Annotated in this window: 24 protein-coding genes and 1 pseudogene; 16 read left to right on the forward strand and 9 right to left on the reverse strand. The window is 60.8% G+C overall.

The features are described 5' to 3' along the window. Positions 1–144: 144 nt before the first annotated feature. The gene (locus TX24_RS14495; protein WP_003195467.1) at positions 145–1,569 is read left to right on the forward strand and encodes an aminotransferase-like domain-containing protein; all 1,425 of its coding nucleotides are present in this window, start codon (positions 145–147) and stop codon (positions 1,567–1,569) included. A 61-nt stretch (positions 1,570–1,630) separates the two neighbouring features. Then, on the forward strand, positions 1,631–3,199 hold the full coding sequence (locus tag TX24_RS14500; RefSeq protein ID WP_057710574.1) for a phospholipase D family protein: 1,569 nt from the start codon (positions 1,631–1,633) through the stop codon (positions 3,197–3,199). A 124-nt stretch (positions 3,200–3,323) separates the two neighbouring features. Here TX24_RS14500 and TX24_RS14505 read toward each other — a convergent pair whose 3' ends face one another. Beyond that, entirely contained in the window at positions 3,324–4,466 is a 1,143-nt protein-coding gene (locus tag TX24_RS14505; protein ID WP_047712072.1) for an MFS transporter, read from the reverse strand. Positions 4,467–4,644: 178 nt separating this feature from the next. Further along, positions 4,645–6,138, reverse strand: coding sequence for an aldehyde dehydrogenase (locus TX24_RS14510; protein ID WP_003195472.1), 1,494 nt, complete (start codon positions 6,136–6,138; stop codon positions 4,645–4,647). 230 nt (positions 6,139–6,368) lie between these two features. On the opposite strand from TX24_RS14510, the gene TX24_RS14515 reads away from it, so the two are divergent. Next, the gene (locus TX24_RS14515; RefSeq protein ID WP_003195474.1) at positions 6,369–6,731 is read left to right on the forward strand and encodes a cupin domain-containing protein; all 363 of its coding nucleotides are present in this window, start codon (positions 6,369–6,371) and stop codon (positions 6,729–6,731) included. Between the two features lie 154 nt (positions 6,732–6,885). Here the strand turns inward: TX24_RS14515 and rpmG are convergent, their stop codons facing one another. Then, complete coding sequence (gene rpmG / locus TX24_RS14520) at positions 6,886–7,041, reverse strand: 50S ribosomal protein L33 (RefSeq protein WP_003176906.1); 156 nt, start codon at positions 7,039–7,041, stop codon at positions 6,886–6,888. An 11-nt stretch (positions 7,042–7,052) separates the two neighbouring features. Continuing rightward, entirely contained in the window at positions 7,053–7,286 is a 234-nt protein-coding gene (gene rpmB / locus TX24_RS14525) for a 50S ribosomal protein L28 (protein ID WP_003176907.1), read from the reverse strand. 457 nt (positions 7,287–7,743) lie between these two features. Here rpmB and TX24_RS14530 point away from each other — a divergent pair, with 457 nt between their 5' ends. After that, positions 7,744–9,336, forward strand: a complete 1,593-nt coding sequence (locus TX24_RS14530; protein ID WP_057710575.1) for an ABC transporter substrate-binding protein — start codon at positions 7,744–7,746, stop codon at positions 9,334–9,336. A 130-nt stretch (positions 9,337–9,466) separates the two neighbouring features. Here TX24_RS14530 and radC read toward each other — a convergent pair whose 3' ends face one another. Next, a complete protein-coding gene (gene radC, locus TX24_RS14535) occupies positions 9,467–10,141 on the reverse strand; it encodes a RadC family protein (RefSeq protein ID WP_003195479.1) in 675 nt (224 codons plus the stop codon). A 142-nt stretch (positions 10,142–10,283) separates the two neighbouring features. Between radC and coaBC the strand changes: the two genes are divergently transcribed. From coaBC to argB, 4 genes and pseudogenes are all read left to right on the forward strand, one after another. Beyond that, positions 10,284–11,492 (forward strand): bifunctional phosphopantothenoylcysteine decarboxylase/phosphopantothenate--cysteine ligase CoaBC, encoded by a 1,209-nt coding sequence (coaBC, locus tag TX24_RS14540; RefSeq protein ID WP_003195481.1) that lies wholly within the window; start codon positions 10,284–10,286, stop codon positions 11,490–11,492. 5 nt (positions 11,493–11,497) lie between these two features. Further along, positions 11,498–11,953, forward strand: coding sequence for a dUTP diphosphatase (dut, locus tag TX24_RS14545; protein WP_003195482.1), 456 nt, complete (start codon positions 11,498–11,500; stop codon positions 11,951–11,953). Between the two features lie 254 nt (positions 11,954–12,207). Beyond that, positions 12,208–13,614: pseudogene (locus TX24_RS14550) on the forward strand (phosphomannomutase/phosphoglucomutase); the annotation flags it as partial. A 20-nt stretch (positions 13,615–13,634) separates the two neighbouring features. Then, positions 13,635–14,540: an acetylglutamate kinase gene (gene argB, locus TX24_RS14555; protein WP_003195487.1), complete on the forward strand. Its 906-nt coding sequence runs from the start codon at positions 13,635–13,637 to the stop codon at positions 14,538–14,540. Between the two features lie 166 nt (positions 14,541–14,706). Here the strand turns inward: argB and pyrE are convergent, their stop codons facing one another. Beyond that, positions 14,707–15,351, reverse strand: a complete 645-nt coding sequence (gene pyrE / locus TX24_RS14560; RefSeq protein WP_003195489.1) for an orotate phosphoribosyltransferase — start codon at positions 15,349–15,351, stop codon at positions 14,707–14,709. A gap of 82 nt (positions 15,352–15,433) precedes the next feature. Between pyrE and TX24_RS14565 the strand changes: the two genes are divergently transcribed. Continuing rightward, a complete protein-coding gene (locus tag TX24_RS14565; RefSeq protein WP_003195493.1) occupies positions 15,434–16,213 on the forward strand; it encodes an exodeoxyribonuclease III in 780 nt (259 codons plus the stop codon). A 59-nt stretch (positions 16,214–16,272) separates the two neighbouring features. Here the strand turns inward: TX24_RS14565 and TX24_RS14570 are convergent, their stop codons facing one another. Further along, the gene (locus tag TX24_RS14570; RefSeq protein WP_032894534.1) at positions 16,273–16,641 is read right to left on the reverse strand and encodes a DUF4870 domain-containing protein; all 369 of its coding nucleotides are present in this window, start codon (positions 16,639–16,641) and stop codon (positions 16,273–16,275) included. Between the two features lie 22 nt (positions 16,642–16,663). Further along, positions 16,664–17,386, reverse strand: a complete 723-nt coding sequence (gene rph, locus TX24_RS14575) for a ribonuclease PH (RefSeq protein WP_003195497.1) — start codon at positions 17,384–17,386, stop codon at positions 16,664–16,666. 286 nt (positions 17,387–17,672) lie between these two features. On the opposite strand from rph, the gene TX24_RS14580 reads away from it, so the two are divergent. The 6 genes from TX24_RS14580 to TX24_RS14605 all read left to right on the forward strand — a co-directional run bounded on the left by TX24_RS14580 (position 17,673) and on the right by TX24_RS14605 (position 22,966). Beyond that, positions 17,673–18,536 (forward strand): YicC/YloC family endoribonuclease, encoded by an 864-nt coding sequence (locus TX24_RS14580; protein WP_003195504.1) that lies wholly within the window; start codon positions 17,673–17,675, stop codon positions 18,534–18,536. Between the two features lie 10 nt (positions 18,537–18,546). After that, entirely contained in the window at positions 18,547–19,167 is a 621-nt protein-coding gene (gmk, locus tag TX24_RS14585; RefSeq protein WP_003195506.1) for a guanylate kinase, read from the forward strand. 167 nt (positions 19,168–19,334) lie between these two features. Beyond that, a complete protein-coding gene (gene rpoZ, locus TX24_RS14590; RefSeq protein ID WP_003195508.1) occupies positions 19,335–19,598 on the forward strand; it encodes a DNA-directed RNA polymerase subunit omega in 264 nt (87 codons plus the stop codon). Positions 19,599–19,658: 60 nt separating this feature from the next. Beyond that, a complete protein-coding gene (gene spoT / locus TX24_RS14595; protein WP_003195510.1) occupies positions 19,659–21,764 on the forward strand; it encodes a bifunctional GTP diphosphokinase/guanosine-3',5'-bis pyrophosphate 3'-pyrophosphohydrolase in 2,106 nt (701 codons plus the stop codon). Between the two features lie 24 nt (positions 21,765–21,788). Beyond that, positions 21,789–22,169 (forward strand): RidA family protein, encoded by a 381-nt coding sequence (locus TX24_RS14600; protein ID WP_003176922.1) that lies wholly within the window; start codon positions 21,789–21,791, stop codon positions 22,167–22,169. A 56-nt stretch (positions 22,170–22,225) separates the two neighbouring features. Further along, complete coding sequence (locus tag TX24_RS14605) at positions 22,226–22,966, forward strand: hypothetical protein (protein WP_003195513.1); 741 nt, start codon at positions 22,226–22,228, stop codon at positions 22,964–22,966. 65 nt (positions 22,967–23,031) lie between these two features. Here the strand turns inward: TX24_RS14605 and TX24_RS14610 are convergent, their stop codons facing one another. Continuing rightward, positions 23,032–23,883, reverse strand: a complete 852-nt coding sequence (locus tag TX24_RS14610) for an SDR family oxidoreductase (protein WP_057710576.1) — start codon at positions 23,881–23,883, stop codon at positions 23,032–23,034. Between the two features lie 188 nt (positions 23,884–24,071). On the opposite strand from TX24_RS14610, the gene exbB reads away from it, so the two are divergent. Next, positions 24,072–25,055: a tonB-system energizer ExbB gene (gene exbB, locus TX24_RS14615; RefSeq protein ID WP_003195517.1), complete on the forward strand. Its 984-nt coding sequence runs from the start codon at positions 24,072–24,074 to the stop codon at positions 25,053–25,055. Positions 25,056–25,058 lie beyond the last annotated feature (3 nt).

Genomic DNA, 25,058 nt, shown 5'->3' on the forward strand with positions numbered 1-25,058 from the left:
TTGCCTTGAGTGATCAGCATGCGTGGGCGGCCAGAACCATGACAGATTCAGCCAACTTTTATTAAACCCATACAGAGACTGCCGCTGCGTGGCTGAATCCTGTATTTTCCCTCTATCTGTACTGGTCCCTCGGGAGCGAGCACCATGACCCTTTACGTCAACCTCGCCGAATTGCTCGGCACCCGCATTGAACAGGGCTTTTATCGTCCGGGCGATCGACTGCCCTCGGTGCGGGCCTTGAGTGTGGAACATGGGGTAAGCCTGAGCACCGTGCAGCAGGCATATCGGTTGCTCGAAGACAACGGCCTGGCGATGCCCAAGCCCAAGTCAGGCTATTTTGTTCCGGTGGGCCGTGAACTGCCGGCGCTGCCCGAGATAGGCCGCCCGGCCCAACGCCCAGTGGAAATCTCCCAGTGGGACCTGGTGCTGGAACTGATTCGTGCGGTGCCGCGCAAAGACGTCATACAGATGGGCCGCGGCATGCCGGATGTATTGTCGCCCACCTTGAAGCCGTTGCTGCGTAGCCTCGCCCGTGTCAGCCGCCGCCAAGACCTGCCGGGGCTGTATTACGACAATATCCTTGGCTGTATGGAGTTGCGTGAGCAAATCGCCCGGCTGTCATTGGACTCCGGTTGCCAACTGAGCGCCGAAGACATCGTGATCACCACCGGTTGCCACGAAGCCCTCTCCGCCAGCATTCACGCCATCTGTGAGCCCGGCGATATCGTTGCGGTGGATTCGCCCAGCTTCCACGGCGCCATGCAGACCCTCAAGGGCCTGGGCATGAAAGCCCTGGAAATCCCCACCGACCCGCTCACTGGCATCAGCCTCGAAGCCCTGGAACTGGCGCTGGAACAGTGGCCGATCAAAGTCATCCAGCTCACCCCAAACTGCAACAACCCCTTGGGCTACATCATGCCGGAAGCGCGCAAACGCGCCTTGCTGACCCTGGCCCAGCGCTTTGACGTGGCGATTATCGAAGACGATGTGTATGGCGAACTGGCCTACAGCTACCCACGCCCGCGCACCATCAAATCCTTCGATGAAGACGGCCGTGTGCTGCTGTGCAGCTCGTTCTCCAAAACCCTGGCGCCCGGCCTGCGCATTGGTTGGGTCGCACCGGGACGCTACCTGGAACGGGTGCTGCACATGAAATACATCAGCACCGGCTCTACGGCCACACAGCCGCAGATCGCCATTGCCGAATTCCTCAAAGGCGGGCATTTCGAGCCGCATTTACGCAGGATGCGCACCCAATACCAACGTAATCGCGACTTGATGCTTGATTGGGTCAGCCGCTATTTCCCCGCTGGCACGCGCGCCAGCCGGCCCCAGGGCAGCTTCATGCTGTGGATCGAACTGCCTGAAGGGTTCGACACCTTGAAGCTCAACCGCGTGCTGGTAGAACAAGGCGTACAGGTGGCGGTAGGCAGTATTTTTTCTGCCTCCGGCAAATACCGTAATTGCTTGCGCATGAACTACGCTGCCAAGCCAACGGCGCAGATTGAAGAGGCCGTGCGCAAGGTGGGGGCGGCCGCAGGCAAGATGCTGGAAGAGACGGCGGACTGACCTTTCCCGAGCAATTGCCGTCATATGCCACAACCGCCCTGACCTGGAAGCAGTTTCCTTGATGATTCGACGGCTTTTACCGTTTTGCCTGCTAGGCGCCCTGGCCCTGGGCGGCTGTGCCACGGTCGACACCCCGCGCATCCCCAGCGATGCCCTGCCGGCGAAGGACTCCTCGTTCGGTCGCTCGATCCAGGCCCAGGCCGCCCCCTACCAAGGGCGCTCGGGCTTCCGGTTGCTGCCCAACAGCAGTGAAGCCTTCATGGCGCGCGCCGAGTTGATCCGCAACGCCCAGACCAGCCTCGACTTGCAGTACTACATCGTGCACGACGGCATCAGCACACGCATGCTTGTGGACGAACTGCTCAAGGCCGCCGACCGCGGGGTGCGCGTGCGCATTCTGCTGGACGACACCACTAGCGATGGCCTCGACCAGATCATCGCCACCCTCGCCGCCCATCCCAAGGTGCAGATACGCCTGTTCAACCCCTTGCACCTGGGGCGCAGCACCGGCGTTACGCGCGCCATGGGCCGGGTATTCAACCTGTCACTGCAACACCGGCGCATGCATAACAAACTGTGGCTGGCCGATAACAGCGTGGCCATCGTGGGCGGGCGCAACCTGGGCGACGAGTATTTCGACGCCGAACCGAGCCTGAATTTCACCGACATCGACATGCTCAGCGTGGGGCCGGTGGCCGAGCAATTGGGTCACAGCTTCGACCAGTACTGGAACAGCGCCCTGAGCAAGCCAATCGATGACTTCGTCTCGAACAAACCCTCCAAAGTCGACCTCGCCGTCGCCCGTGGGCGCCTTGAGGCCTCACTGGCCCAGTCCCGCCAGCAGAACCACGCGCTGTATAACCGCCTGCGCACGTACCAGACCCAGCCCCGCATGGACATCTGGCGCCGCGAGTTGATCTGGGCCTGGAACCAGGCGCTGTGGGACGCACCGAGCAAGGTACTGGCCAAGGCCGACCCCGACCCACGACTGCTGCTGACCACTCAGCTGGCGCCAGAGCTGGCGGGGGTCAGCCATGAGCTGATCATGATTTCGGCTTACTTCGTGCCGGGCCAACCTGGGCTGGTCTACCTCACAGGGCGCGCCGATGCGGGTGTTTCGGTGCGCCTGCTGACCAACGCCCTCGAAGCCACCGACGTGCCGGCTGTGCATGGCGGTTACGCACCGTATCGCAAAGCGTTGCTGGAGCACGGGGTGAAGCTCTATGAACTGCGCAGGCAACCCGGCGACCCCAGCGCAAGCAGCGGCCCGCATCTGTTTCAGCATGGCAGCTGGCGCGGCTCGGACTCGAGCCTGCACAGCAAGGCGATGATTTTTGATCGAGAAAAGTCGTTCATCGGCTCATTCAATTTCGACCCGCGCTCAGTGCTGTGGAACACCGAAGTCGGCGTACTGGTGGACAGCCCCGAGCTGGCCGAACACGTACGCAACCTCGCGCTGCAAGGTATGGCGCCAGCGTTGAGCTATGAGGCCAAACTGCAGGACGGCCAGTTGGTGTGGGTGACAGAAGACAACGGCCAGATGCACACCCTGACCCGCGAACCGGGCAGTTGGTGGCGGCGGTTCAATGCCTGGTTCGCCACCAGTGTTGGCCTGGAACGCATGCTCTAAAAACCCTGTAGGAGCGAGCTTGCTCGCGAAAAACGCCAACGATAACGCAGCGCATCTGGTTTAACGCGGCGCCCTCCGGTTTTTCGCGAGCAAGCTCGCTCCTACAATGGGTTGCATTTCGAGGTCAGGCCGGCTGCGCGGCACCGAATGCACCTTGGCGCAGCAACAGCACAACCAACCCCAACGCCCCAGCCGCCATCAGCAGCGGCAGCGCATGCCCGCTGATCCACTGGCTGCCCGCTCCCGCCACTAGCGGCCCGATCAGGCAGCCAATGCCCCACAGCTGCGCCACATGAGCGTTGGCACGCACCAACGCATCGTCGCGGTAGCGCTCGCCAATCAAAATCAGCGACAAGGTAAACAACCCACCGGCACTCGCACCGAACACCACCCACACCGGCCAGATCAGCAACGTGTGCATCAATACCGGCACCGCCAGGCTCGACGCCAGCAACAGCAGCGCACAGGCCAGGAACAAGGTCCGTCGCGGCAGGTAGTCGGCCAACGCGCCAATAGGCAATTGCAGCAACGCATCGCCCACCACCACCGTACTGACCATCGCCAAGGCGATCTCGGCGGTAAAACCCTGTTGCAGGCAGTACACCGGCAACAACGTCAGGATCATCGCTTCGAAGGCTGCGAACAACGCCACGGCCCAGGCAATCGCCGGCAGGCCCAGGCAAAAGCGCCACAGGTCGCCAAACGTCACGCTGAACGAATCCGCCGTCGGTGCCCCGGTACGTCCCAGCAACAGCAGCGGCGCCACCACCAAAAGGCCCGCGCCGACCCAGAAACCGTAGTCATGGTCGGTGCCAATCAGGCCCAGCAGCAACGGCCCCGAGAGCTGGCTCAAGGCATAGCTGCAGCCATACAGCGCCACCAGGCGGCCACGCCATTGCTCGACCACCAATTGGTTGATCCAGCTTTCGCCAAGGATGAAGACGATGGTCAGGATCACCCCGATCATCAGCCTGAGCACCAGCCACACCGGGTAACTGGGCAGGATCGCCAGCAAGCCGATGGACACCGCACCGGCCCACAGGCACAGGCGCATCAGGTTGGCAGTGCCGAGCCAGGACGCCATACGGCTGGAGACCTTGGCCCCCAGCAGCACGCCGAACGCCGGCATCGCCGCCATCACGCCAATGGCGAAACTGCCATACCCCCAGCCTTCAAGACGCAGGGAAACCAACGGCATGCTGACACCCAGGGCCAAGCCAACGCTGAGTACCGAGGCCAGCACGGCGAAATAAGTCGCCCAACGCATTGCCACGCTCCTGTGGATAATTCTGGTTTGCAAAACGAACTGTAGGAGCGGACCTGTGCGGGAGCTGGCTTGCCTGCGATGCAGACGCCTCGGTGTGTCAGCCACACCTCGGAGATGCTATCGCAGGCAAGCCAGCTCCCACACAAGCTCGCTCCTACAGGAGGATCAGCAGTGTTGCTTAGAGCTTGATCCAGGTCGCTTTCAGCTCGGTGTACTTATCGAATGCATGCAGTGACTTGTCGCGGCCATTACCCGACTGCTTGAAACCACCGAACGGTGCGGTCATGTCGCCGCCGTCGTACTGGTTAACCCACACGCTGCCGGCACGCAGAGCCTTGGCCGTCAGGTGCGCCTTGGAGATATCCGCCGTCCACACCGCTGCGGCCAGGCCGTATTGGGTGTCGTTGGCGATGGCGATGGCTTCTTCAGCGCTGTCGAAGGTGATCACCGACAGGACTGGGCCAAAGATCTCTTCCTGGGCGATCTTCATGGCATTGGTCACGCCGTCGAAAATCGTCGGCTCGACGTAGGTGCCGCCGGACTCTTCCAGGGTGCGCTTGCCACCTGCGACCAGCTTGGCGCCGTCGGCGTGGCCGGCTTCAATGTACGAAAGCACGGTATTCATCTGCTGCGTATCCACCAAGGCACCCACAGTGGTGGCTGGGTCCAGTGGATTGCCGGGTTTCCAACCCTTGAGGGCTTCGATCACCAGCGGCAGGAAGGTGTCCTTGATCGAACGCTCGACCAGCAGGCGCGAACCGGCGGTGCAGACTTCGCCCTGGTTGAAGGCAATGGCACTGGCGGCGGATTCGGCGGCCGCTTGCAGGTTCGGCGCATCGGCAAACACGATGTTCGGGCTTTTGCCACCGGCTTCCAGCCAGACACGCTTCATGTTCGACTCACCGGAGCGGATCAACAGTTGCTTGGCGATCTTGGTGGAGCCCGTGAACACCAGGGTATCAACATCCATATGCACCGCCAGGGCGTTACCCACGGTGTGGCCATAGCCAGGCAGCACGTTGAACACGCCTTTAGGAATACCGGCCTCTACGGCCAGCGCGGCAATGCGGATGGCAGTCAGCGGGGATTTTTCGGACGGCTTCAGGATGACAGAGTTACCGGTGGACAGCGCCGGGCCGAGTTTCCAGCAGGCCATCATCAGCGGGAAGTTCCACGGCACGATGGCGCCAACGACACCCACGGGCTCGCGGGTCACCAGGCCCAGTTGATCGTGGGGCGTGGCGGCGACTTCGTCGTAGATCTTGTCGATCGCCTCGCCGCTCCAGCTCAGGGCTTGCGCCGCGCCGGGGACGTCGATGTTCAGGGAATCGCTGATGGGCTTGCCCATGTCCAGGGTTTCGAGCAGCGCCAGCTCTTCGGCATTGGCCTTGAGCAGCGCGGCGAAACGGATCATGACGGACTTGCGCTTGGCCGGCGCCAGGCGCGACCACACGCCGGAATTGAAAGTGGCACGCGCATTTTCCACGGCGCGCTGGGCGTCGCTGGCATCACAGCTGGCGACAGTGGCCAGCAAGCGCCCATCCACCGGGCTGATGCATTCGAAGGTGTCGCCGGAAACGGCGGCGGTGTACTCGCCATTGATATAGGCGCGGCCTTCGATCTTCAGAGCCTTGGCGCGTTGTTCCCAGTCGGCACGGGTCAGGGTGGTCATGCGAGTGTCCTCCTCTTATTGAATACAAGGGCCTGGGAGGTTTATCCCGGCGCCATCACAAATGCTTGCCCGACCAGCCTGCTGTTCGGCTCAAGGCAGCTGCCACCCTAAACCAGCGGCTGGGGATGTTTCAATATATTTGACATAACGGCGGCAAACGCCCTTGCGATGTTCATTTTAATAAACATAGACTTTGGGCTCTCCAACCGCAGGCCAGACGGGAAATGCACATGAGCATCCAGGACATCGTCGATTTCAGCCAAGCCAACACCGCCCCCGAACGTTACCGCCCTGCCGCCGAGAAAATCCTCAAGGGCGATCCCGAGCAGACACTCTACAACCACTACAACAGCCCATGCGGCCAGATGAACGCCGGCGTCTGGGAAGGTGAAGTGGGCCAGTGGAAGGTCAACTACACCGAGCATGAATACTGCGAGATCGTGCAAGGCGTGTCGGTGTTGCGCGATACCGAGGGAAATGCCAAGACCCTGCGGGCCGGCGACCGCTTTGTGATCCCTGCCGGCTTCAGCGGTACCTGGGAAGTGCTGGAAGCGTGCCGCAAGATCTACGTGGTGTTCGAAGAGAAAGCCTGATCATTGATTGATCGACAACGGGACGCTGAGCGTCCGAGACGGCATTCCCACGCAGAGCGTGGGAACGATCAGCAGAGCGTGGGAACGATCATCCCAGGCAAAAAAAAGCCCGCATCGTGAGATACGGGCTTTTTTTCACAAGGAAGAAAATCAATTACTTGATTTTGCCTTCTTTGTAGATCACGTGCTTGCGAACGCGCGGGTCGAACATTTTCTTTTCGAGCTTGTCCGGGGTAGTACGCTTGTTCTTGTCGGTAGTGTAGAAGTGACCAGTACCGGCGCTAGAGATCATTCGAATCAATTCACGCATGATAGAGCTCCTTAGATCTTGCCAGCGGCACGGATTTCGGCCAGCACGACAGTGATGCCACGCTTGTCGATAATACGCATGCCTTTAGCAGATACACGCAGGCGAACAAAACGTTTCTCTTCTTCAACCCAGAAGCGGTGATGCTGCAGGTTCGGCAGGAAACGACGACGGGTTTTGTTATTTGCGTGGGAAATGTTATTCCCAGTCACCGGACCCTTACCGGTAACTTGACAGACTCTCGACATGCCTCAGCCCTCTAAAACCACATGCCCAACCCGGCATGGGTTGGCCGCTTAATCTCTCAGTCATTTGGCGCCAGGCGCCGCGTTTCTTTAGGGTCTTACCGGCTACACCTACAGTGAAGGAACCGGGCCCCTAGAAAAGAGCGCTGCTTTATACCAGAAAGACCCCAGTGCAACAACAACCTGTGTATTTTTAGCAGCGTAAATCTTGGCCACAAGTGCCTGAACCGCTGCCAGGAGGGGCCGCTGTAACAGCCGACCGCTCGTCGCACAGAATGATTTACAACGCCTGCGGTCACAGGGAAGTGCACGGCGCAACACGCGCAGGCGCCATCAAAACAGCATTTGCGCCAAAAGCACAGGCAAAAATGGGCTAGTCATTTATCAATCAGACCTCTACGGTAGGCTTTTTCCAGACTGCACTCGCAGATGGGCCTTCGATCTGCACAGGAAACCGAATATGCGCCTCGCTGCCCTACCGCTATTGCTTGCCCCTCTCTTTATTGCGCCGATGGCCGTTGCGGCCACCAATTTGAGCGTTTGCACCGAGGCCAGCCCCGAAGGGTTCGATGTGGTGCAGTACAATTCGCTGACCACCACCAACGCCTCGGCCGATGTGCTGATGAACCGCCTGGTGGAATTCGACGCGGCCAGTGGCAAGTTGGTACCCAGCCTTGCAGACAGTTGGGAAGTGTCGCCCGATGGGCTCACGTACACCTTCAAGCTGCATCCCGATGTGAAATTCCATCGCACCAGCTATTTCAGCCCAAGCCGCACCCTGACCGCCGAAGACGTGCGCTTCAGCTTCGAGCGCATGCTCGACCCGGCCAACCCGTGGCACAAGATCGCCCAGAGCGGCTTTCCTCACGCCCAATCCCTGCAATTGCCTACACTGGTCAAGAAAATCGACGCCCTTGACCCGCTGACCGTGCGCTTTACCCTCGACCACGCCGACTCCACCTTCCTACCGGCGCTGAGCATGGGTTTTGCCTCGATCTACCCGGCCGAATATGCCGACAAACTGCTCAAGGCCGGTACACCCGAAAAGCTCAACAGCCAGCCCATCGGCACCGGCCCGTTTGTGTTCGTGCGTTTCCAGAAAGACGCCGTGGTGCGCTACAAGGCCAACCCGGACTACTTCGCCGGCAAACCGGCGGTGGATAACCTGATTTTCGCCATCACCCCGGACGCCAACGTACGCCTGCAGAAGCTGCACCGCGATGAATGCCAGATCGCCCTGTCGCCCAAGCCTCTGGATGTGGGCGAAGCCGAAAAGGACCCAGCACTCAAAGTCGAGAAAACCGCTGCGTTCATGACCGCATTCGTCGCCATCAACAGCCAGCACCCGCCGCTGGACAAGCCCGAAGTACGCCAGGCAATCAACCTGGCCTTTGATAAGGGCAGCCACCTCAAGGCCGTGTTCGAAGGCACCGCCGAAGCGGCCAACGGTGTCTACCCGCCGAATACCTGGAGCTATGCCAAAGAGTTGCCAGGCTACCCGCAGGACCTCGCCAAAGCCAAGGCGCTGCTGGGCCGCGCCGGGCTCAAGGACGGCTTCAAGACCACGATATGGACCCGCCCTACCGGCAGCCTGCTCAACCCCAACCCGAACCTCGGCGCCCAACTGTTGCAGGCCGACCTGGCCAAGGTTGGCATCCAGGCCGAGATTCGCGTGATCGAATGGGGCGAGTTGATCCGCCGCGCCAAGGCCGGCGAGCACGACTTGCTGTTCATGGGCTGGGCCGGCGACAACGGCGACCCGGATAACTTCCTGACGCCGCAGTTCTCCTGCGCTGCGGTGAAGTCCGGTACCAACTTCGCCCGCTATTGCGACCCCACCCTGGATAAGTTGATCAGTGCCGGCAAAACCACCAGCGAGCAAGGTGTGCGCAGCAAGCTGTATCAACAGGCCCAGGCGCAGATCCAGCAACAGGCGCTGTGGTTGCCGTTGGCGCATCCGACGGCGTTTGCCTTGACCCGCAAGAACATCGAGGGGTACCAGGTAAGCCCTTTCGGGCGCCAGGATTACTCGAAGGTCAGCCTCAAACCCTAAGGAACACTCCCACCTGTAGGAGCGAGCTCGCTCGCGAAAATCGACAACGATGACGCGGCAAGCCTGACGCCCCGCGGGGTTCTCAGGTTTTTCGCGAGCAAGCTCGCTCCTACAGACAGAGGCGGGGTTATTACAGCCAACCGTATTCAGCCATCGACAACGGATCACCATCGCCCACGATGATGTGGTCCAGCACACGCACATCCACCACATCCAGCGCCTTTTGCAGCAATTTGGTCAATTTTCGATCAGCCGCGCTGGGCTCCGCGCTCCCCGACGGGTGGTTGTGACACAGGATCAACGCCGCCGCGTTGTACGCCAAGGCGCGCTTGACCACTTGTCGCGGATAGACAATCGCAGCGTCGATAGTGCCTTGGAACATGGCCTCGAACCCCAGCACCCGATGCTTGGAATCCAGGAACAGGCAACCGAAGATCTCATGGGGCTCATGGCGCAGCAGTGCCTTGAGGTACTCGCGCACGGCCAGCGGGCTTTCCAGCACCGAGTCAGCTCGCAAGCGCTCTGCCAGGTGGCGCCGGGACATTTCCAGCACCGCCTGCAGTTGAGCGAACTTCGCCGGGCCCAGCCCCAGATGCTGGCTGAACAGCGTCTGGCTGGCCTCCAGTAACGGGCGCAGGCCACCGAATTGCGCCAACAGATGGCGCGCCAGGTCGACCGCACTTCGGCCGGCAACCCCCGTACGCAAAAAGATCGCCAACAGTTCGGCATCGGACAGGCTTGCCGCGCCGCCTTCCAACAGCTTCTCCCGCGGACGCTCCGCCACGGGCCAATCACGAATACTCATCCCACCTCCCTGTATCTGCTCCGCTGTTGCCCGGCGGGCGCTGTGTTATCGTAGGGCCCTCTTTTTTGCCGGCGATTTCACCTGGGGAGGGGTCATCGCAGGCGTCACTGAACTGGCATCACTGAACTGGAAAGGCAAACCAATGCAGCGTCTGTATCGGAAACGCATCGTTCTCGGCGTCGGCGGCGGCATTGCCGCCTACAAGAGCGCAGAGTTGGTTCGCAGGCTCCTGGACCAGGGCGCCGAAGTGCGCGTGGTCATGACCCGTGGTGGTAGCGAGTTCATCACCCCGCTGACCATGCAGGCCCTGTCCGGCCACCCGGTTCACCTCGACCTGCTGGACCCGGCAGCAGAAGCCGCCATGGGCCATATCGAACTGGCCAAATGGGCCGACCTGGTGCTGATCGCCCCGGCCACCGCCGACTTGATCGCCCGTCTGGCCCAGGGCATTGCCGATGACCTGCTCACCACCCTGGTATTGGCCACCGACGCCACCGTCGCTATCGCACCGGCCATGAACCAGGCCATGTGGCGCGACCCGGCCACCCAGGCCAATACCCAACTCCTGCAAACCCGTGGCCTCAAGGTGTTCGGCCCGGCGTCCGGCAGCCAGGCCTGCGGCGACGTCGGCCTGGGCCGCATGCTCGAAGCCACGGACCTCGCGCAGTGCGCCGCCGAGTGCTTCCAGCACCTGGCCCTGACCGGCAAGCACGTGCTGATCACCGCCGGCCCAACCCAGGAAAACATCGACCCGGTGCGCTACATCACCAACCATAGCTCAGGAAAAATGGGCTTCGCGTTGGCAGAAGCTGCGGTCGAAGCAGGCGCACGCGTCACACTGATCACCGGTCCCGTGCATCTGCCCACCCCTGATCGCGTCACGCGAATCGACGTAGTCAGCGCTCGGGACATGTTGGCGGCCTGCGAAGCCGCCATCCCCTGCGACCTGTTTATCGCCTCGGCAGCGGTTGCGGATTACCGCCCGGAGGTCGTCGCCCCGCAGAAGCTCAAGAAAGACCCTACGAGCGGCGACGGCCTGCTCCTGCAAATGGTGCGTAACCCAGACATCCTGGCCACCATCGCTACCCGTCCAGACCGCCCGTTCAGCGTCGGCTTCGCTGCCGAGACCGAGCACCTGCTGGACTACGCCGCACGCAAACTGAAAGACAAAAACCTCGACCTGATCGTTGCCAATGATGTCGCCAACCCGAGCATCGGCTTCAACAGCGAGGAAAATGCGTGCAGCGTGATCGACCGCGAACTGCACGCCACCCTTTTCGCCCAGACCAGCAAGGGCAAGATTGCCCGCCAACTGATCTCTTTTATCGCCCAACGGCTGAACCAGGTTTAATCTCCATGCACGCTTTGCAAGCCAAGATCCTCGATCCACGCCTCGGCAACGAGTTCCCCCTGCCGGCCTACGCCACGCCGGGCTCCGCCGGCCTGGACCTGCGCGCCATGCTCAAGGAGGACACCGTCCTTGAGCCGGGCCAGACCATCCTGATTCCTACTGGCCTGTCGATCTATGTCGGCGATCCAGGCTTGGCGGCGTTGATCCTGCCGCGCTCCGGCCTGGGCCACAAACATGGCATCGTGCTCGGCAACCTGGTCGGCCTGATCGATTCGGACTACCAGGGCGAGTTGATGGTGTCGTGCTGGAACCGTGGCCAGACTGCTTTCAACATCGCCATCGGCGAGCGCATCGCCCAGTTGGTACTGGTGCCGGTGGTGCAGGCGCATTTTGAATTGGTGCAGGAATTTGACGAAACCCAACGCGGCGCAGGCGGTTTTGGGCATTCCGGCAGTCACTGACTAAGCTGAACGTGGCCGGACGCCATCGTCCGGCCACGCGCCACCGCCCGGCTTTTCAGGATGAAGAATGCGCGGAAATAATCATCGAGATTTCTCTAATGAAATCAAAGGACTACGTAAAAACAATGCTAAAGCCAGAGCGCCGATGGCATTTTTACACCACGAACTCTCTGCCGAAAACGCCGTCATACCCTTCAGTTTGAGCCTGCCGGCCAGCCACATCAGGCCAGCCTTGCCCCCTTTCAGATGGAGTTTCCCCCGCAATGAGTACCGCAGCCCGCGTAGCCCCGACCTTTCCCGACAGCATTTTTCGCGCCTATGACATCCGTGGCGTGGTCCCCAAGACCCTGACCGCCGAAACCGCCTACTGGATCGGCCGCGCCATCGGCTCCCAGAGCCTGGCCCAGGGCGAACCCAACGTTTCGGTAGGCCGTGACGGCCGCTTGTCCGGCCCGGAGTTGGTCGAGCAACTGATCCAGGGCCTGGCTGACAGCGGCTGCCACGTCAGCGACGTCGGTCTGGTACCAACCCCCGCGCTGTACTACGCCGCCAACGTACTGGCGGGCAAATCCGGGGTCATGCTTACCGGCAGCCACAATCCGTCGGACTACAACGGCTTCAAGATCGTCATCGCTGGCGACACCCTGGCCAATGAACAGATCCAGGCCCTGCACACCCGCCTGAAGACCAACGACTTGACCAGCGGCACCGGCAGCATCACCAAGGTCGATATCCTCCAGCGCTACTCCGATGAAATCACCCGCGACGTCAAGCTCGCCCGCCGCCTGAAAGTCGTGGTGGACTGCGGCAACGGCGCAGCGGGCGTGATTGCCCCGCAACTGCTCGAAGCCCTGAACTGCGAAGTGATCCCACTGTTCTGCGAAGTGGACGGCAACTTCCCCAACCATCACCCAGACCCAGGCAAGCCGGAAAACCTGGTGGACCTGATCGCCAAGGTCAAGGAAGTGGGCGCCGACGTCGGCCTGGCCTTCGATGGCGACGGCGACCGTGTAGGCGTGGTGACCGAAACCGGCGAGATCGTGTTTCCGGACCGCCTGCTGATGCTGTTTGCCCGTGACGTAGTGGCGCGCAACCCCAACGCCGAGATCATCTTCGACGTGAAATGCACTCGCCGCCTCACGCCATTGATCAAGGAATACGGCGGTCGCCCGCTAATGTGGAAGACCGGTCACTCGTTGATCAAAAAGAAAATGAAGGAAACCGGCGCGCTGTTGGCCGGCGAAATGAGCGGCCACGTGTTCTTCAAAGAGCGCTGGTTCGGGTTTGACGATGGTATTTACAGCGCCGCTCGTCTGCTGGAGATCCTCAGCAAGGAGAAATCCACGGCGCAAGAGCTGTTTCAGACCTTCCCGAATGATATTTCTACGCCTGAGATCAATATCCATGTGACCGAGGAGAGCAAATTCAGCATCATTGACGCATTGCACGATGCGCAATGGGGTGAAGGCGCCAACCTGACCACCATTGATGGTGTGCGAGTCGATTACGCCAAAGGCTGGGGCCTGGTTCGCGCGTCCAACACCACACCGGTGCTGGTCCTGCGTTTCGAGGCGGATACCGAAGCGGAGTTGCAGCGCATCAAGGACGTGTTCCACGCCCAGTTGAAACGTGTTGCCCCTGATCTCCAATTACCGTTCTGATTTTTTGCCCGGAGCCCTGAATGACCCTCGAACGCGAAGCCGCTGCCAACACCGCCAAGGTCCTGTCCGAAGCGTTGCCTTATATTCGACGCTACGTCGGCAAGACGCTGGTGATCAAGTACGGCGGCAATGCCATGGAAAGCGACGAGCTGAAAACCGGCTTTGCTCGCGACATCGTGCTGATGAAGGCCGTGGGGATCAACCCCGTGGTCGTCCACGGCGGCGGCCCGCAAATTGGCGACCTGCTCAAGCGGTTGTCGATCGAGAGTCACTTCATCGATGGCATGCGTGTCACTGACGCGCAGACCATGGACGTGGTGGAAATGGTCCTCGGCGGCCAGGTCAACAAAGACATCGTCAACCTGATCAACCGCCACGGCGGCAGCGCCATCGGCCTGACCGGCAAGGATGCCGAGCTGATCCGTGCGAAAAAGCTCACCGTTACCCGCAAGACACCTGAAATGACCCAGCCGGAAATCATCGACATCGGCCAGGTGGGTGAAGTGGTGGGCGTGAACACCGACCTGCTCAACCTGCTGGTCAAGGGTGACTTCATCCCGGTGATCGCGCCGATCGGCGTGGGCGCCAACGGTGAGTCGTACAACATCAACGCCGACCTGGTGGCGGGCAAAGTGGCAGAAGCGTTGAAGGCTGAAAAGCTGATGCTGCTGACCAACATCGCCGGCCTGATGGACAAGGAAGGCAAGGTACTGACCGGCTTGACCACCCAACAGGTGGACGACCTGATTGCCGACGGCACCATCTACGGCGGCATGCTGCCCAAGATCCGCTGCGCGCTGGAAGCGGTGCAAGGCGGCGTCGGCAGCTCGCTGATCATTGATGGCCGCGTGCCGAATGCGGTGCTGCTGGAAATCTTCACGGATACCGGTATGGGCACGCTGATCAGTAACCGCAAGCGTTCTTAATCGCCGCAAAGCAAAAGGCCCCGCTCAATTGAATTGAGCGGGGCCTTTTGTTTGTACACAGTTCAAATGTGGGAGCTGGCTTGCCTGCGATGACGGCAGTACATTCAAAAATGCACCGCCTGACACACCGCTATCGCGGGCAAGCCTGCTCCCACAGGGGTCAGTGTCAGACGCCAAACTGCTCGCGGTATGCACGCACAGCTGGCAAATGCTGCTTGAGCTGCGGGTCATCTTCCAGGAACTGCAACACCTGGTTCAACGACACGATGCTCACCACCGGAATGCCGAAATCGCGCTCCACTTCCTGGATCGCCGACAACTCACCGTTGCCGCGCTCCTGGCGGTTCAAGGCGATCAGCACACCGGCAGCCTTGGCGCCGTCCTGGGAAGCAATGATCTGCATCACTTCACGGATCGCAGTACCCGCGGTGATCACGTCATCGATGATCAGCACATCGCCGGTCAATGGCGCGCCGACCAGGCTCCCGCCTTCACCATGGGCCTTGGCTTCCTTACGGTTGAAACACCACGGCAAGTCCTGCCCGTGATGCTCCGCCAGGGCGACCGCCGTCGCCGCAGCCAGGGGAATACCCTTGTAGGCCGGGCCAAAGAGTACGTCGAAGGAAATACCGCTCTCAACGATGGCTGCCGCATAGAAACGGCCCAGCTGAGCCAGGGCCGAACCTGAGTTGAACAGGCCCGCATTGAAGAAGTACGGGCTGGTGCGCCCGGACTTGAGGGTGAACTCACCGAAGCGTAAAACGCCGCGATCGATGGCAAAACGAATGAAATCGCGCTGATACGCCTGCATGAAAAAAGCCTCAGATACCACGGATTTAGCTAATTGGGTGGACGGCGTGTATCATACACGCACGCGATTTTTGGGGCCATTTATGCGGATCATCAGTGTGAACGTTAATGGTATTCAGGCTGCAGTCGAGCGTGGTTTGCTCAGTTGGCTGCAAGCACAGAATGCCGACGTCATCTGCCTGCAGGACACCCGTGCCTCCGCCTTTGAACTGGACGACCCAGCCTTCCAACTGGATGGCTACTTCCTTTATGCCTGCGATGCCGAAGTGCCCACCCAAGGTGGCGTGGCTTTGTACTCGCGGTTGCAACCCAAGGCGGTCATCAGCGGCCTCGGCTTCGAGACAGCCGACCGCTACGGGCGTTACCTGCAAGCCGATTTCGACAAGGTCAGCATCGCGACCTTGCTGCTTCCTTCCGGGCAGAACGGCGATGAAGACTTGAACCAGAAATTCAAGCTAATGGACGATTTCGCCCGTTACTTGGATAAACAGCGACGCAAACGTCGCGAGTACATTTATTGTGGCTCGCTGTACGTGGCGCAACAGAAGCTGGATATCAAGAACTGGCGCGACAGCCAGCAATCCCCAGGTTTCCTGGCGCCGGAACGCGCCTGGATGGACGAGATTGTCGGCAACATGGGCTATGTCGATGCCCTGCGCGAAGTCAGCCGCGAAGGCGACCAGTACAGCTGGTGGCCGGATAACGAACAGGCTGAGATGCTCAACCTGGGCTGGCGTTTCGACTACCAGCTGCTGACCCCGGGCCTGCGCCGGTTCGTGCGCAGTGCACGCCTGCCGCGCCAGCCGCGCTTCTCGCAGCACGCGCCGCTGATCGTGGACTACGACTGGACATTGACCATCTGAGGTCATTCTCCAGGCACAAAAAAACCGACAGTGATGTCGGTTTTTTTGTGGCCGCTCGGTTACTTGACCAGGCGCCAGGTCCACGGATACCGGTAGGCAATGCCTTTGTTGGCCTTGATACCGGCGATGATCGTGAGTATCAACGCCCCGATCACCAGCACGGTCATCAGCAAGAAGCCGACCACCACGAAGCCCAGCAGCAGGCACACCAGCCAGGCGATCGCCACGGTGATCTGGAAATTCAGCGCCTCCTTGCCCTGGTCATCGACGAGCGGGTCCATGTCCTTCTTGAACTGCCACAGGATCAACGGCCCCAGCAAGCTGCCGAAGGGGAATACCAACCCCAGGAATGCCGCGAAATGACACAACATTGCCCACTGGCGTACTTCCTTGGACGGTGCCGGAACCGGCAACTGGCTGTCATTCATGGCGCTTCTCCTTGGGGCCGGCTCAGTCAGCCAGCGCGGCGTTCTGCAATTCAAAAATTTCGGTCATGCCCTTCTGGGCCAAGGCCAGCATGGCGTTCAGCTCAGCCGGCTGGAATGGCGCGCCTTCGGCAGTGCCCTGCACTTCAATGAAACCACCGGTGCTGGTCATGACCACGTTGAGGTCGGTCTCGGCGGCCGAGTCTTCCAGGTAGTCCAGGTCCAGCACAGGCTCGCCCTGGTACATGCCAACCGACACAGCGGCGATCATCTGCTTGAGCGGGTCACCCGCTTTCAGGCCGCCACGCTTCTTGATCACTTTCAAAGCGTCAACCAGGGCCACCATGGCGCCGGTAATGGATGCCGTGCGGGTACCGCCGTCAGCCTGGATCACGTCGCAGTCAACATAGAGGGTGACGTCACCCAGCTTGGACATATCCAAAGCGGCACGCAGGGAACGACCGATCAAGCGCTGGATTTCCAGGGTGCGCCCGCCTTGCTTGCCACGGCTGGCTTCACGCTGGTTACGCTCGCCAGTGGCGCGCGGCAGCATGCCATATTCAGCGGTCAACCAACCCTGGCCCTGGCCCTTGAGGAAGCGCGGCACGCCGTTTTCGACGCTGACAGTGCAGATGACCTTGGTATCGCCAAACTCGACCAGTACAGATCCCTCGGCGTGTTTGGTGTAGTTGCGGGTGATGCGGATCGAGCGGAGCTGATCGGCAGCGCGACCACTTGGACGTTTCATAGGGGATACCTGTACTGAGGACGAAAAACTGCCGAGCATTATAGAGCCGCAAGCCGGTTCGAGGCACTTCTAAAAAATCCGGTTACTAATGCCCGTGTTTGGGTGCCCCCTCCCACTGCGCTACAATCCTGCGCCTCCAGACGGTAGGAGCGAGCTTGCTCGCGAAAAACGTCAACGATTACGGGGCCTTCCTGATTCAACGCGGTGCCCTTGCGTTCTTCGCCAGCCAGCTCGCTCCTACAGGTCGGCCTGGTCAATTTCTATTTATCCAACGCGAGGTACCTCCATGGTGCACAGCATGACCGCCTTCGCCCGTGTCGAAAAAGCCGGGGCCCAAGGCACCCTCAGCTGGGAACTGCGCTCGGTCAACAGCCGTTACCTGGAGCCGCACCTGCGCCTGCCAGAGTCGTTCCGCGACCTCGAAGGAGCGGTGCGTGAAGCGCTGCGCCAGGGGATCTCCCGTGGCAAGCTGGAATGCACCTTGCGCTTTACCGAAGAAACCACCGGCAAGCCGCTGCAGGTTGACCGCGACCGCGCCGCCCAACTGGTGGCCGCGGCCGAAACCATCGCTGGACTGATCAAGCAGCCGGCCGCATTGAACCCTCTGGAAGTATTGGCCTGGCCCGGCGTGCTGGTGGCCGACGCGGCCGACCCGCAGGCCCTGAATGCCGAAGCCCTCGCCCTGTTCAACCAGGGCCTGAAGGAACTCAAGGCCGGCCGCGAGCGCGAAGGCGCCGAGCTGGCGCGCCTGATCAACGAGCGGCTGACGTCGATCGAAGCCGACGTGGTGACCCTGCGCGAACTGGTACCGCAGATGCTCGCCACCCAGCGCCAGAAGGTCCTCGACCGCTTTACCGACATGAAAGCCGACCTCGACCCGACGCGCCTGGAACAGGAAATGGTCCTGCTCGCGCAGAAGAGCGACGTGGCCGAAGAACTCGACCGCCTGAGCACCCATATCCTTGAAGTGCGCCGCGTACTCAAGTCGGGCGGTGCCGCCGGTCGGCGCCTGGACTTCCTGATGCAGGAACTCAACCGCGAAGCCAATACACTGGGCTCCAAGGCGTTCGACCCGCGCAGCACCACGGCGGCGGTCAACCTCAAAGTGTTGATCGAGCAAATGCGCGAACAAGTACAGAATATTGAGTAAGGCACCCTCCATGACCCACAGCACCGGCACCCTTTACATCATTTCCGCCCCTTCGGGCGCGGGCAAGAGCAGCCTGGTCAAGGCCTTGACCGACGCCGACGAGCAGATCCGCATTTCGGTCTCCCACACCACCCGCGCCATGCGCCCGGGCGAGGTAGACGGCGTGCACTATCACTTCGTCGAGCGTACCGAGTTCGTCAAGATGATCGAACACGGTGACTTCCTCGAGCGCGCCGAAGTGTTCGGCAATCTCTATGGCACCTCGCAAAGCCACCTGCAGCAGACCCTGGACGAAGGCCACGATCTGATCCTGGAAATCGACTGGCAGGGCGCCGAACAAGTGCGCCAACTGATGCCCAAGGCTCGCTCCATCTTCATCCTGCCGCCCTCGCTCCAAGCCCTGCACCAGCGCCTGACCAACCGCGGCCAGGACAGCGACGAGATCATCGAGGGGCGCATGCGTGAGGCCGTCAGCGAAATGAGCCACTACGTCGACTACGACTACCTGATCATCAATGATGACTTTGCCCACGCACTGGACGATTTGAAGGCGATTTTCCGCGCCAACCAACTGCAGCAAAAGCGCCAACAGCAACGTTTCGGCAAATTACTCGCCGAATTGCTCGGCTGATTGGCTCTTCCCAAAACAGCTGCAAGGGCCTTACATTGGCACTTGTAGCGGTTTTGCGAAGGCCTGCCAAAAATCAGCGCTTCCCTAAACGCTGGTGATTTTTTAAACTGCTCAGTCCGCTCGCCCAACCGGGCAGCGCGCATCTTGCATTCGCTCCGAGGAATACCATGGCCCGCGTAACCGTTGAAGACTGCCTAGAACACGTGGATAACCGCTTTGAGCTGGTCATGCTCTCTACCAAGCGTGCCCGTCAACTGGCCACTGGCGGCAAAGAGCCCCTGGTCCAGTGGGAAAACGACAAGCCTACCGTTGTAGCCCTGCGTGAAATCGCTGAAGGCCTGATGAGCTACGAGTTCATCGCCAACGCCGAAATCGTTGAAGACGAACCGCTGTTTGCAGCGTTCGAAGGCGAGTCCAACGAGGACGTCTAAGCCTATGCCTGGTCGACGTAGCACGGCGCGGGGTCACAGCCATCGGCAGGAGTTCACACTTTGCCGAGCATAGACGCCCTCGCCGATCGCTTATCGGCCTACCTCGGCGCCGACCAGGTCAACCTGGTTCGCCGAGCGTATTTCTACGCCGAACAAGCCCACGACGGCCAACGCCGCCGTAGCGGCGAGGCGTATGTCACCCATCCTCTTGCGGTGGCTAATATTCTTGCCGACATGCACATGGACCATCAGAGCCTGATGGCCGCGATGCTGCATGACGTGATCGAAGACACCGGCATTGCCAAGGAAGCGCTCAGTGCGCAATTTGGCGAAACCGTGGCCGAACTGGTCGACGGGGTCAGCAAGCTGACCCAGATGAACTTCGAGACCAAGGCCGAAGCCCAGGCGGAAAACTTCCAGAAAATGGCCATGGCCATGGCCCGAGACATTCGGGTGATCCTGGTCAAGCTGGCCGACCGGCTGCACAACATGCGCACGCTGGAAGTGCTGTCCGGCGAAAAACGCCGGCGCATCGCCAAGGAAACCCTGGAAATCTATGCGCCCATCGCCAACCGGCTGGGCATGCACGCCATTCGTATCGAATTCGAAGACCTTGGCTTTAAAGCCATGCACCCCATGCGCTCGGCGCGCATCTACCAGGCGGTCAAGCGCGCACGGGGCAACCGCAAGGAAATCGTCAACAAGATCGAAGAGTCCCTGAGCCATTGCCTGGCGATCGACGAGATCGAGGGCGAGGTCAGCGGCCGGCAGAAGCACATATATGGCATCTACAAGAAGATGCGCGGCAAGCGTCGGGCCTTCAACGAGATCATGGACGTGTATGCGTTCCGGATCATCGTCGACAAGGTCGATACCTGCTACCGCGTACTGGGTGCTGTACACAATTTGTACAAACCCCTGCCAGGCCGCTTCAAGGACTACATCGCAATTCCCAAGGCCAACGGCTACCAGTCGCTGCATACCACCCTGTTTGGCATGCACGGGGTGCCGATCGAGATCCAGATCCGCACCCGCGAAATGGAAGAGATGGCCAACAACGGCATCGCCGCCCACTGGCTGTACAAATCCAGCGGCGACGAGCAGCCCAAAGGCACCCATGCCCGTGCGCGCCAATGGGTCAAGGGCGTGCTGGAAATGCAACAACGTGCCGGCAACTCCCTGGAATTTATCGAAAGCGTGAAGATCGACCTGTTCCCGGACGAGGTCTACGTGTTCACGCCTAAAGGTCGGATCATGGAGCTGCCTAAAGGCTCCACGGCGGTCGACTTTGCCTACGCAGTGCACACCGATGTCGGCAACAGCTGCATCGCCTGTCGCATCAACCGGCGCCTGGCCCCGCTGTCCGAACCGCTGCAAAGCGGTTCCACGGTGGAGATCGTCAGCGCACCGGGCGCTCGCCCGAACCCGGCCTGGCTCAACTTTGTGGTCACCGGCAAGGCACGTACGCATATTCGCCACGCGCTGAAATTGCAGCGCCGCTCCGAGTCCATCAGCCTGGGCGAACGCCTGCTGAACAAGGTACTCAACGGCTTCGACAGCGCCCTGGACAAGATCCCGCAAGAGCGCGTGCAAGCGATGCTCCACGAGTACCGCCAGGAAACCATCGAAGACCTGCTGGAAGACATCGGTCTGGGCAACCGCATGGCCTACGTGGTTGCGCGCCGCCTGCTGGGCGAAGGCGAACAGCTGCCGAGCCCGGAAGGCCCGCTGGCGATTCGCGGCACCGAGGGCCTGGTGCTCAGCTACGCCAAATGTTGCACGCCGATCCCGGGCGACCCGATTGTCGGCCACTTGTCCGCAGGCAAAGGCATGGTGGTGCACCTGGACAACTGCCGCAACATCACCGAAATCCGCCACAACCCGGAAAAATGCATCCAGCTCTCGTGGGCCAAGGATGTCACCGGCGAATTCAACGTCGAGCTGCGGGTGGAGCTGGAACACCAGCGCGGCCTGATCGCCCTGCTGGCCAGCAGCGTCAACGCCGCCGACGGCAATATCGAGAAAATCAGCATGGACGAACGCGATGGTCGCATCAGCGTGGTCCAACTGGTGGTCAGCGTGCACGACCGCGTGCACCTGGCCCGCGTGATCAAAAAGTTGCGCGCCTTGACCGGTGTGATCCGCATCACCCGCATGCGTGCATAACCGATCCATTACAAGGAGTCATTCATGACCAAGACAGTTATCACCAGCGATAAAGCTCCAGCTGCCATCGGCACTTATTCCCAGGCGATCAAGGCGGGCAACACCGTCTACATGTCCGGCCAGATCCCGCTGGACCCAAAGACCATGGAACTGGTTGAAGGCTTCGAAGCCCAGACCGTACAGGTCTTTGAAAACCTCAAGTCCGTGGCTGAAGCTGCCGGCGGTTCGTTCAAGGACATCGTCAAGCTGAACATCTTCCTCACTGACCTCAGCCACTTCGCCAAGGTCAACGAGATCATGGGCAAGTACTTCGAACAACCTTACCCAGCCCGCGCCGCCATCGGCGTTGCCGCCTTGCCAAAGGGCGCACAGGTTGAGATGGACGCCATTCTGGTCATCGAGTAAAACACCCGGCGCAGCCCCAACAGGCTGCGCCGACTTCGTTTCAGAAGGATTTCGTAATGCGCAAAGCGCTTGTAGCCTCCTCGTTGCTCGCCCTGTTGCTCGGCGGCTGCGCCAGCAACCCCGCCGACCTGGATGTGAGCGGCACCTGGATCAACCAGGCCGCCATCGACGCGGCAGCCAAGGGCGGCCCTTTGCGTGAAGCCCTGCAATCCTATGGCCCCAACCTTGAGTGGGAGGTCAACACCAAGGCCTTGCAGGCGCGCTACTACAACGGTTTTGAAGTGGCGGAAGGCAAGTTGTCGGGTGAAAAACCCGGCGCGTGGAACGTGGACTTCTATGGCAGCTCTGCCACCGAACTCAAACGCAAAGGCAAGCAACTGCTGCAAGTGGCCAACGACAATGAGCCCGAGCAGCTGTTTGCCCGCGCCAAAGACCCGGCCCCAGAAGGCGCGCCACTGGGCGCCAACTTCGAACGCGCACTTTACGCGGCCTACATGGGCGGCGACTGGAAGATCAGCGACGGCACCGGCAGCGGCGCCACGGTGCAGTTCCAGGCTGACGGCAAGGTCGCCGGCCTGCCGGGGGTTGATCGTTATTCACTCTGCCTGGCAGGCGACTGCGCCTCCATGAGCGGCGGCTATGACAGCATCTGGCTGCAACTGAACGGCCAGGGCAACCCTTGGATCTTCGCGCGCAAGGGTGAGCAACTGGAGATCTTCCAGGCGATCAATACCGCGCAGGCCGATGAAGTGCCTTCGTTTACGCCAGGCCCGCGCCAATGGCTGCTTGAAAAGTAATAAAAGCCTCACACAAATCCAAATGTGGGAGCTGGCTTGCCTGCTCCCACATTTTTTGCCGCGCTTCAGCCTTTCAGAATCGCCGCATAGCCTTCCCGGTAAGTCGGGTATGTCGGCATCCAGCCAAGCGCCTTGATACGCGCATTACTGCACTGTTTGCTGCCAGCACGGCGCACACTTGCATCTTCAGCCCACTCGGTCACACCCAGGTACTCGCGCAACCAGGCCACCACCTCGGCCAGTGGTGCCGGCGCATCGTCAACGCCGATGTAGACCTTGTCCAGCGAACCGCCCTTTTCCACATGCCGCAGCAAAAAGGCGAGCAGGCCCGCGGCGTCATCGGCGTGGATACGGTTGCCATACAACGGCGGGTCAACCGCTACGCGATAGCCTTGGCGAACCTGAGTGAGCAGCCATTCACGACCCGGGCCGTAAATCCCGGTCAGTCGCACGATGGTCGCTGGAATACCGCTGTTGAGCGCCACCTGTTCAGCCTCCAGCATCACCTGCCCAGAATAGCCCTTCGCTTGCGTCTCGGACGTTTCGTCGACCCACTCGCCGTTTTGCTGCCCATACACACTGCTGCTGGAGACAAACAGCAAATGCTTGGGCGTCTGGCCGTAGTCTTCCAGCCACTCCAGCACATGCAGCAACCCTTGCACGTAGGCGGCGCGATAGCCGGCTTCGTCGTGGTCAGTGGCAGCGGCGCAGTACACCAGGTAATCCACCCCGCCGATGGGCCAGGTGTCAGGGCAGTCCTTTTTGAACAGGTCGCCGGCGATGCCGATCACCCCGTCGGGCAGGCGCGAAATATCGCGGCGCAGGCCGTGAACCTCCCATTCCGAGACCAGCAATTGGCTAGCCAGCCGACTACCCACATCACCGCAACCGGCAATCACAACAGAAGGCACAGACATCACAAAACTCCATTCTCAAAGGCGCAGATTAGCCGCGCGAGTGGATCAACGGCCAGTAAAAAGCGAAATAAAGTAACAGTGCCACTTTAGTTAACAAGAATTACTTGCAATAATAACCGCCCATTTGTCCTCGACCCGAAATGGTCTGGAAGGACGATCACCCATTTTTTCTCTCAGGTCCGGCCAGCATGACACGTCATACAAACCCCGCTTCGCCAACCAAGCTTCACAGTCCCTCCCGCGCCTGGCGTGCGATTGCTGCGATGCTGTTCAGCGTGCTGCTGGCACCGACCGCCGCATTCGCTGACGCCACCGCTCCCGCCGCTCCAGCAGCCGCCGAGCAAAATGCCGCGACCCCGGCAGCGCCTGCCGTCGCGCCAGTGGCCACCGACCCGGCCCAGGCCGCCGGCGCTGCCGCACCTGCCGACGAAACCGGCGTGGTGCTGGAAGAAGACAACACCCTGGGCATGGCCCACGACCTGTCGCCATGGGGCATGTACCAGAATGCCGACGTGGTAGTGAAGGCTGTGATGATCGGCCTGGCCATCGCCTCGATCATCACCTGGACCATCTGGATTGCCAAAGGCTTCGAGCTGTTGGGCGCCAAGCGTCGTCTGCGTGCTGAAATCGTCCACCTGAAAAAAGCCACCACCCTCAAGGAAGCGAGCGAAACCGCGACCAAGAAGGGCACCCTGGCCAACCTGCTGGTGCACGACGCGCTGGAAGAAATGCGCCTGTCGGCCAACACTCGCGAAAAAGAAGGCATCAAGGAACGCGTCAGCTTCCGCCTGGAGCGCCTGGTTGCCGCCTGTGGCCGCAACATGAGCAGCGGCACCGGCGTACTCGCCACCATCGGTTCCACCGCGCCCTTCGTCGGCCTGTTCGGTACCGTGTGGGGCATCATGAACAGCTTCATCGGCATCGCCAAAACCCAGACCACCAACCTCGCCGTCGTTGCCCCCGGCATCGCCGAAGCCCTGCTGGCGACCGCCCTGGGCCTGGTTGCCGCGATTCCTGCGGTGGTCATCTACAACGTCTTCGCCCGTTCGATTGCCGGCTACAAGGCCCAGGTGTCGGATGCATCGGCTGAAGTCCTGTTGCTGGTCAGCCGTGACCTCGATCACCTGCCTACCGAGCGCAGCTCGCAACCGCACATGGTGAAAGTGGGGTAATCG

The sequence above is a fragment of the Pseudomonas lactis genome, from assembly GCF_001439845.1.
In the GTDB taxonomy this organism is placed as follows: Bacteria; Pseudomonadota; Gammaproteobacteria; order Pseudomonadales; family Pseudomonadaceae; genus Aquipseudomonas; species Aquipseudomonas lactis.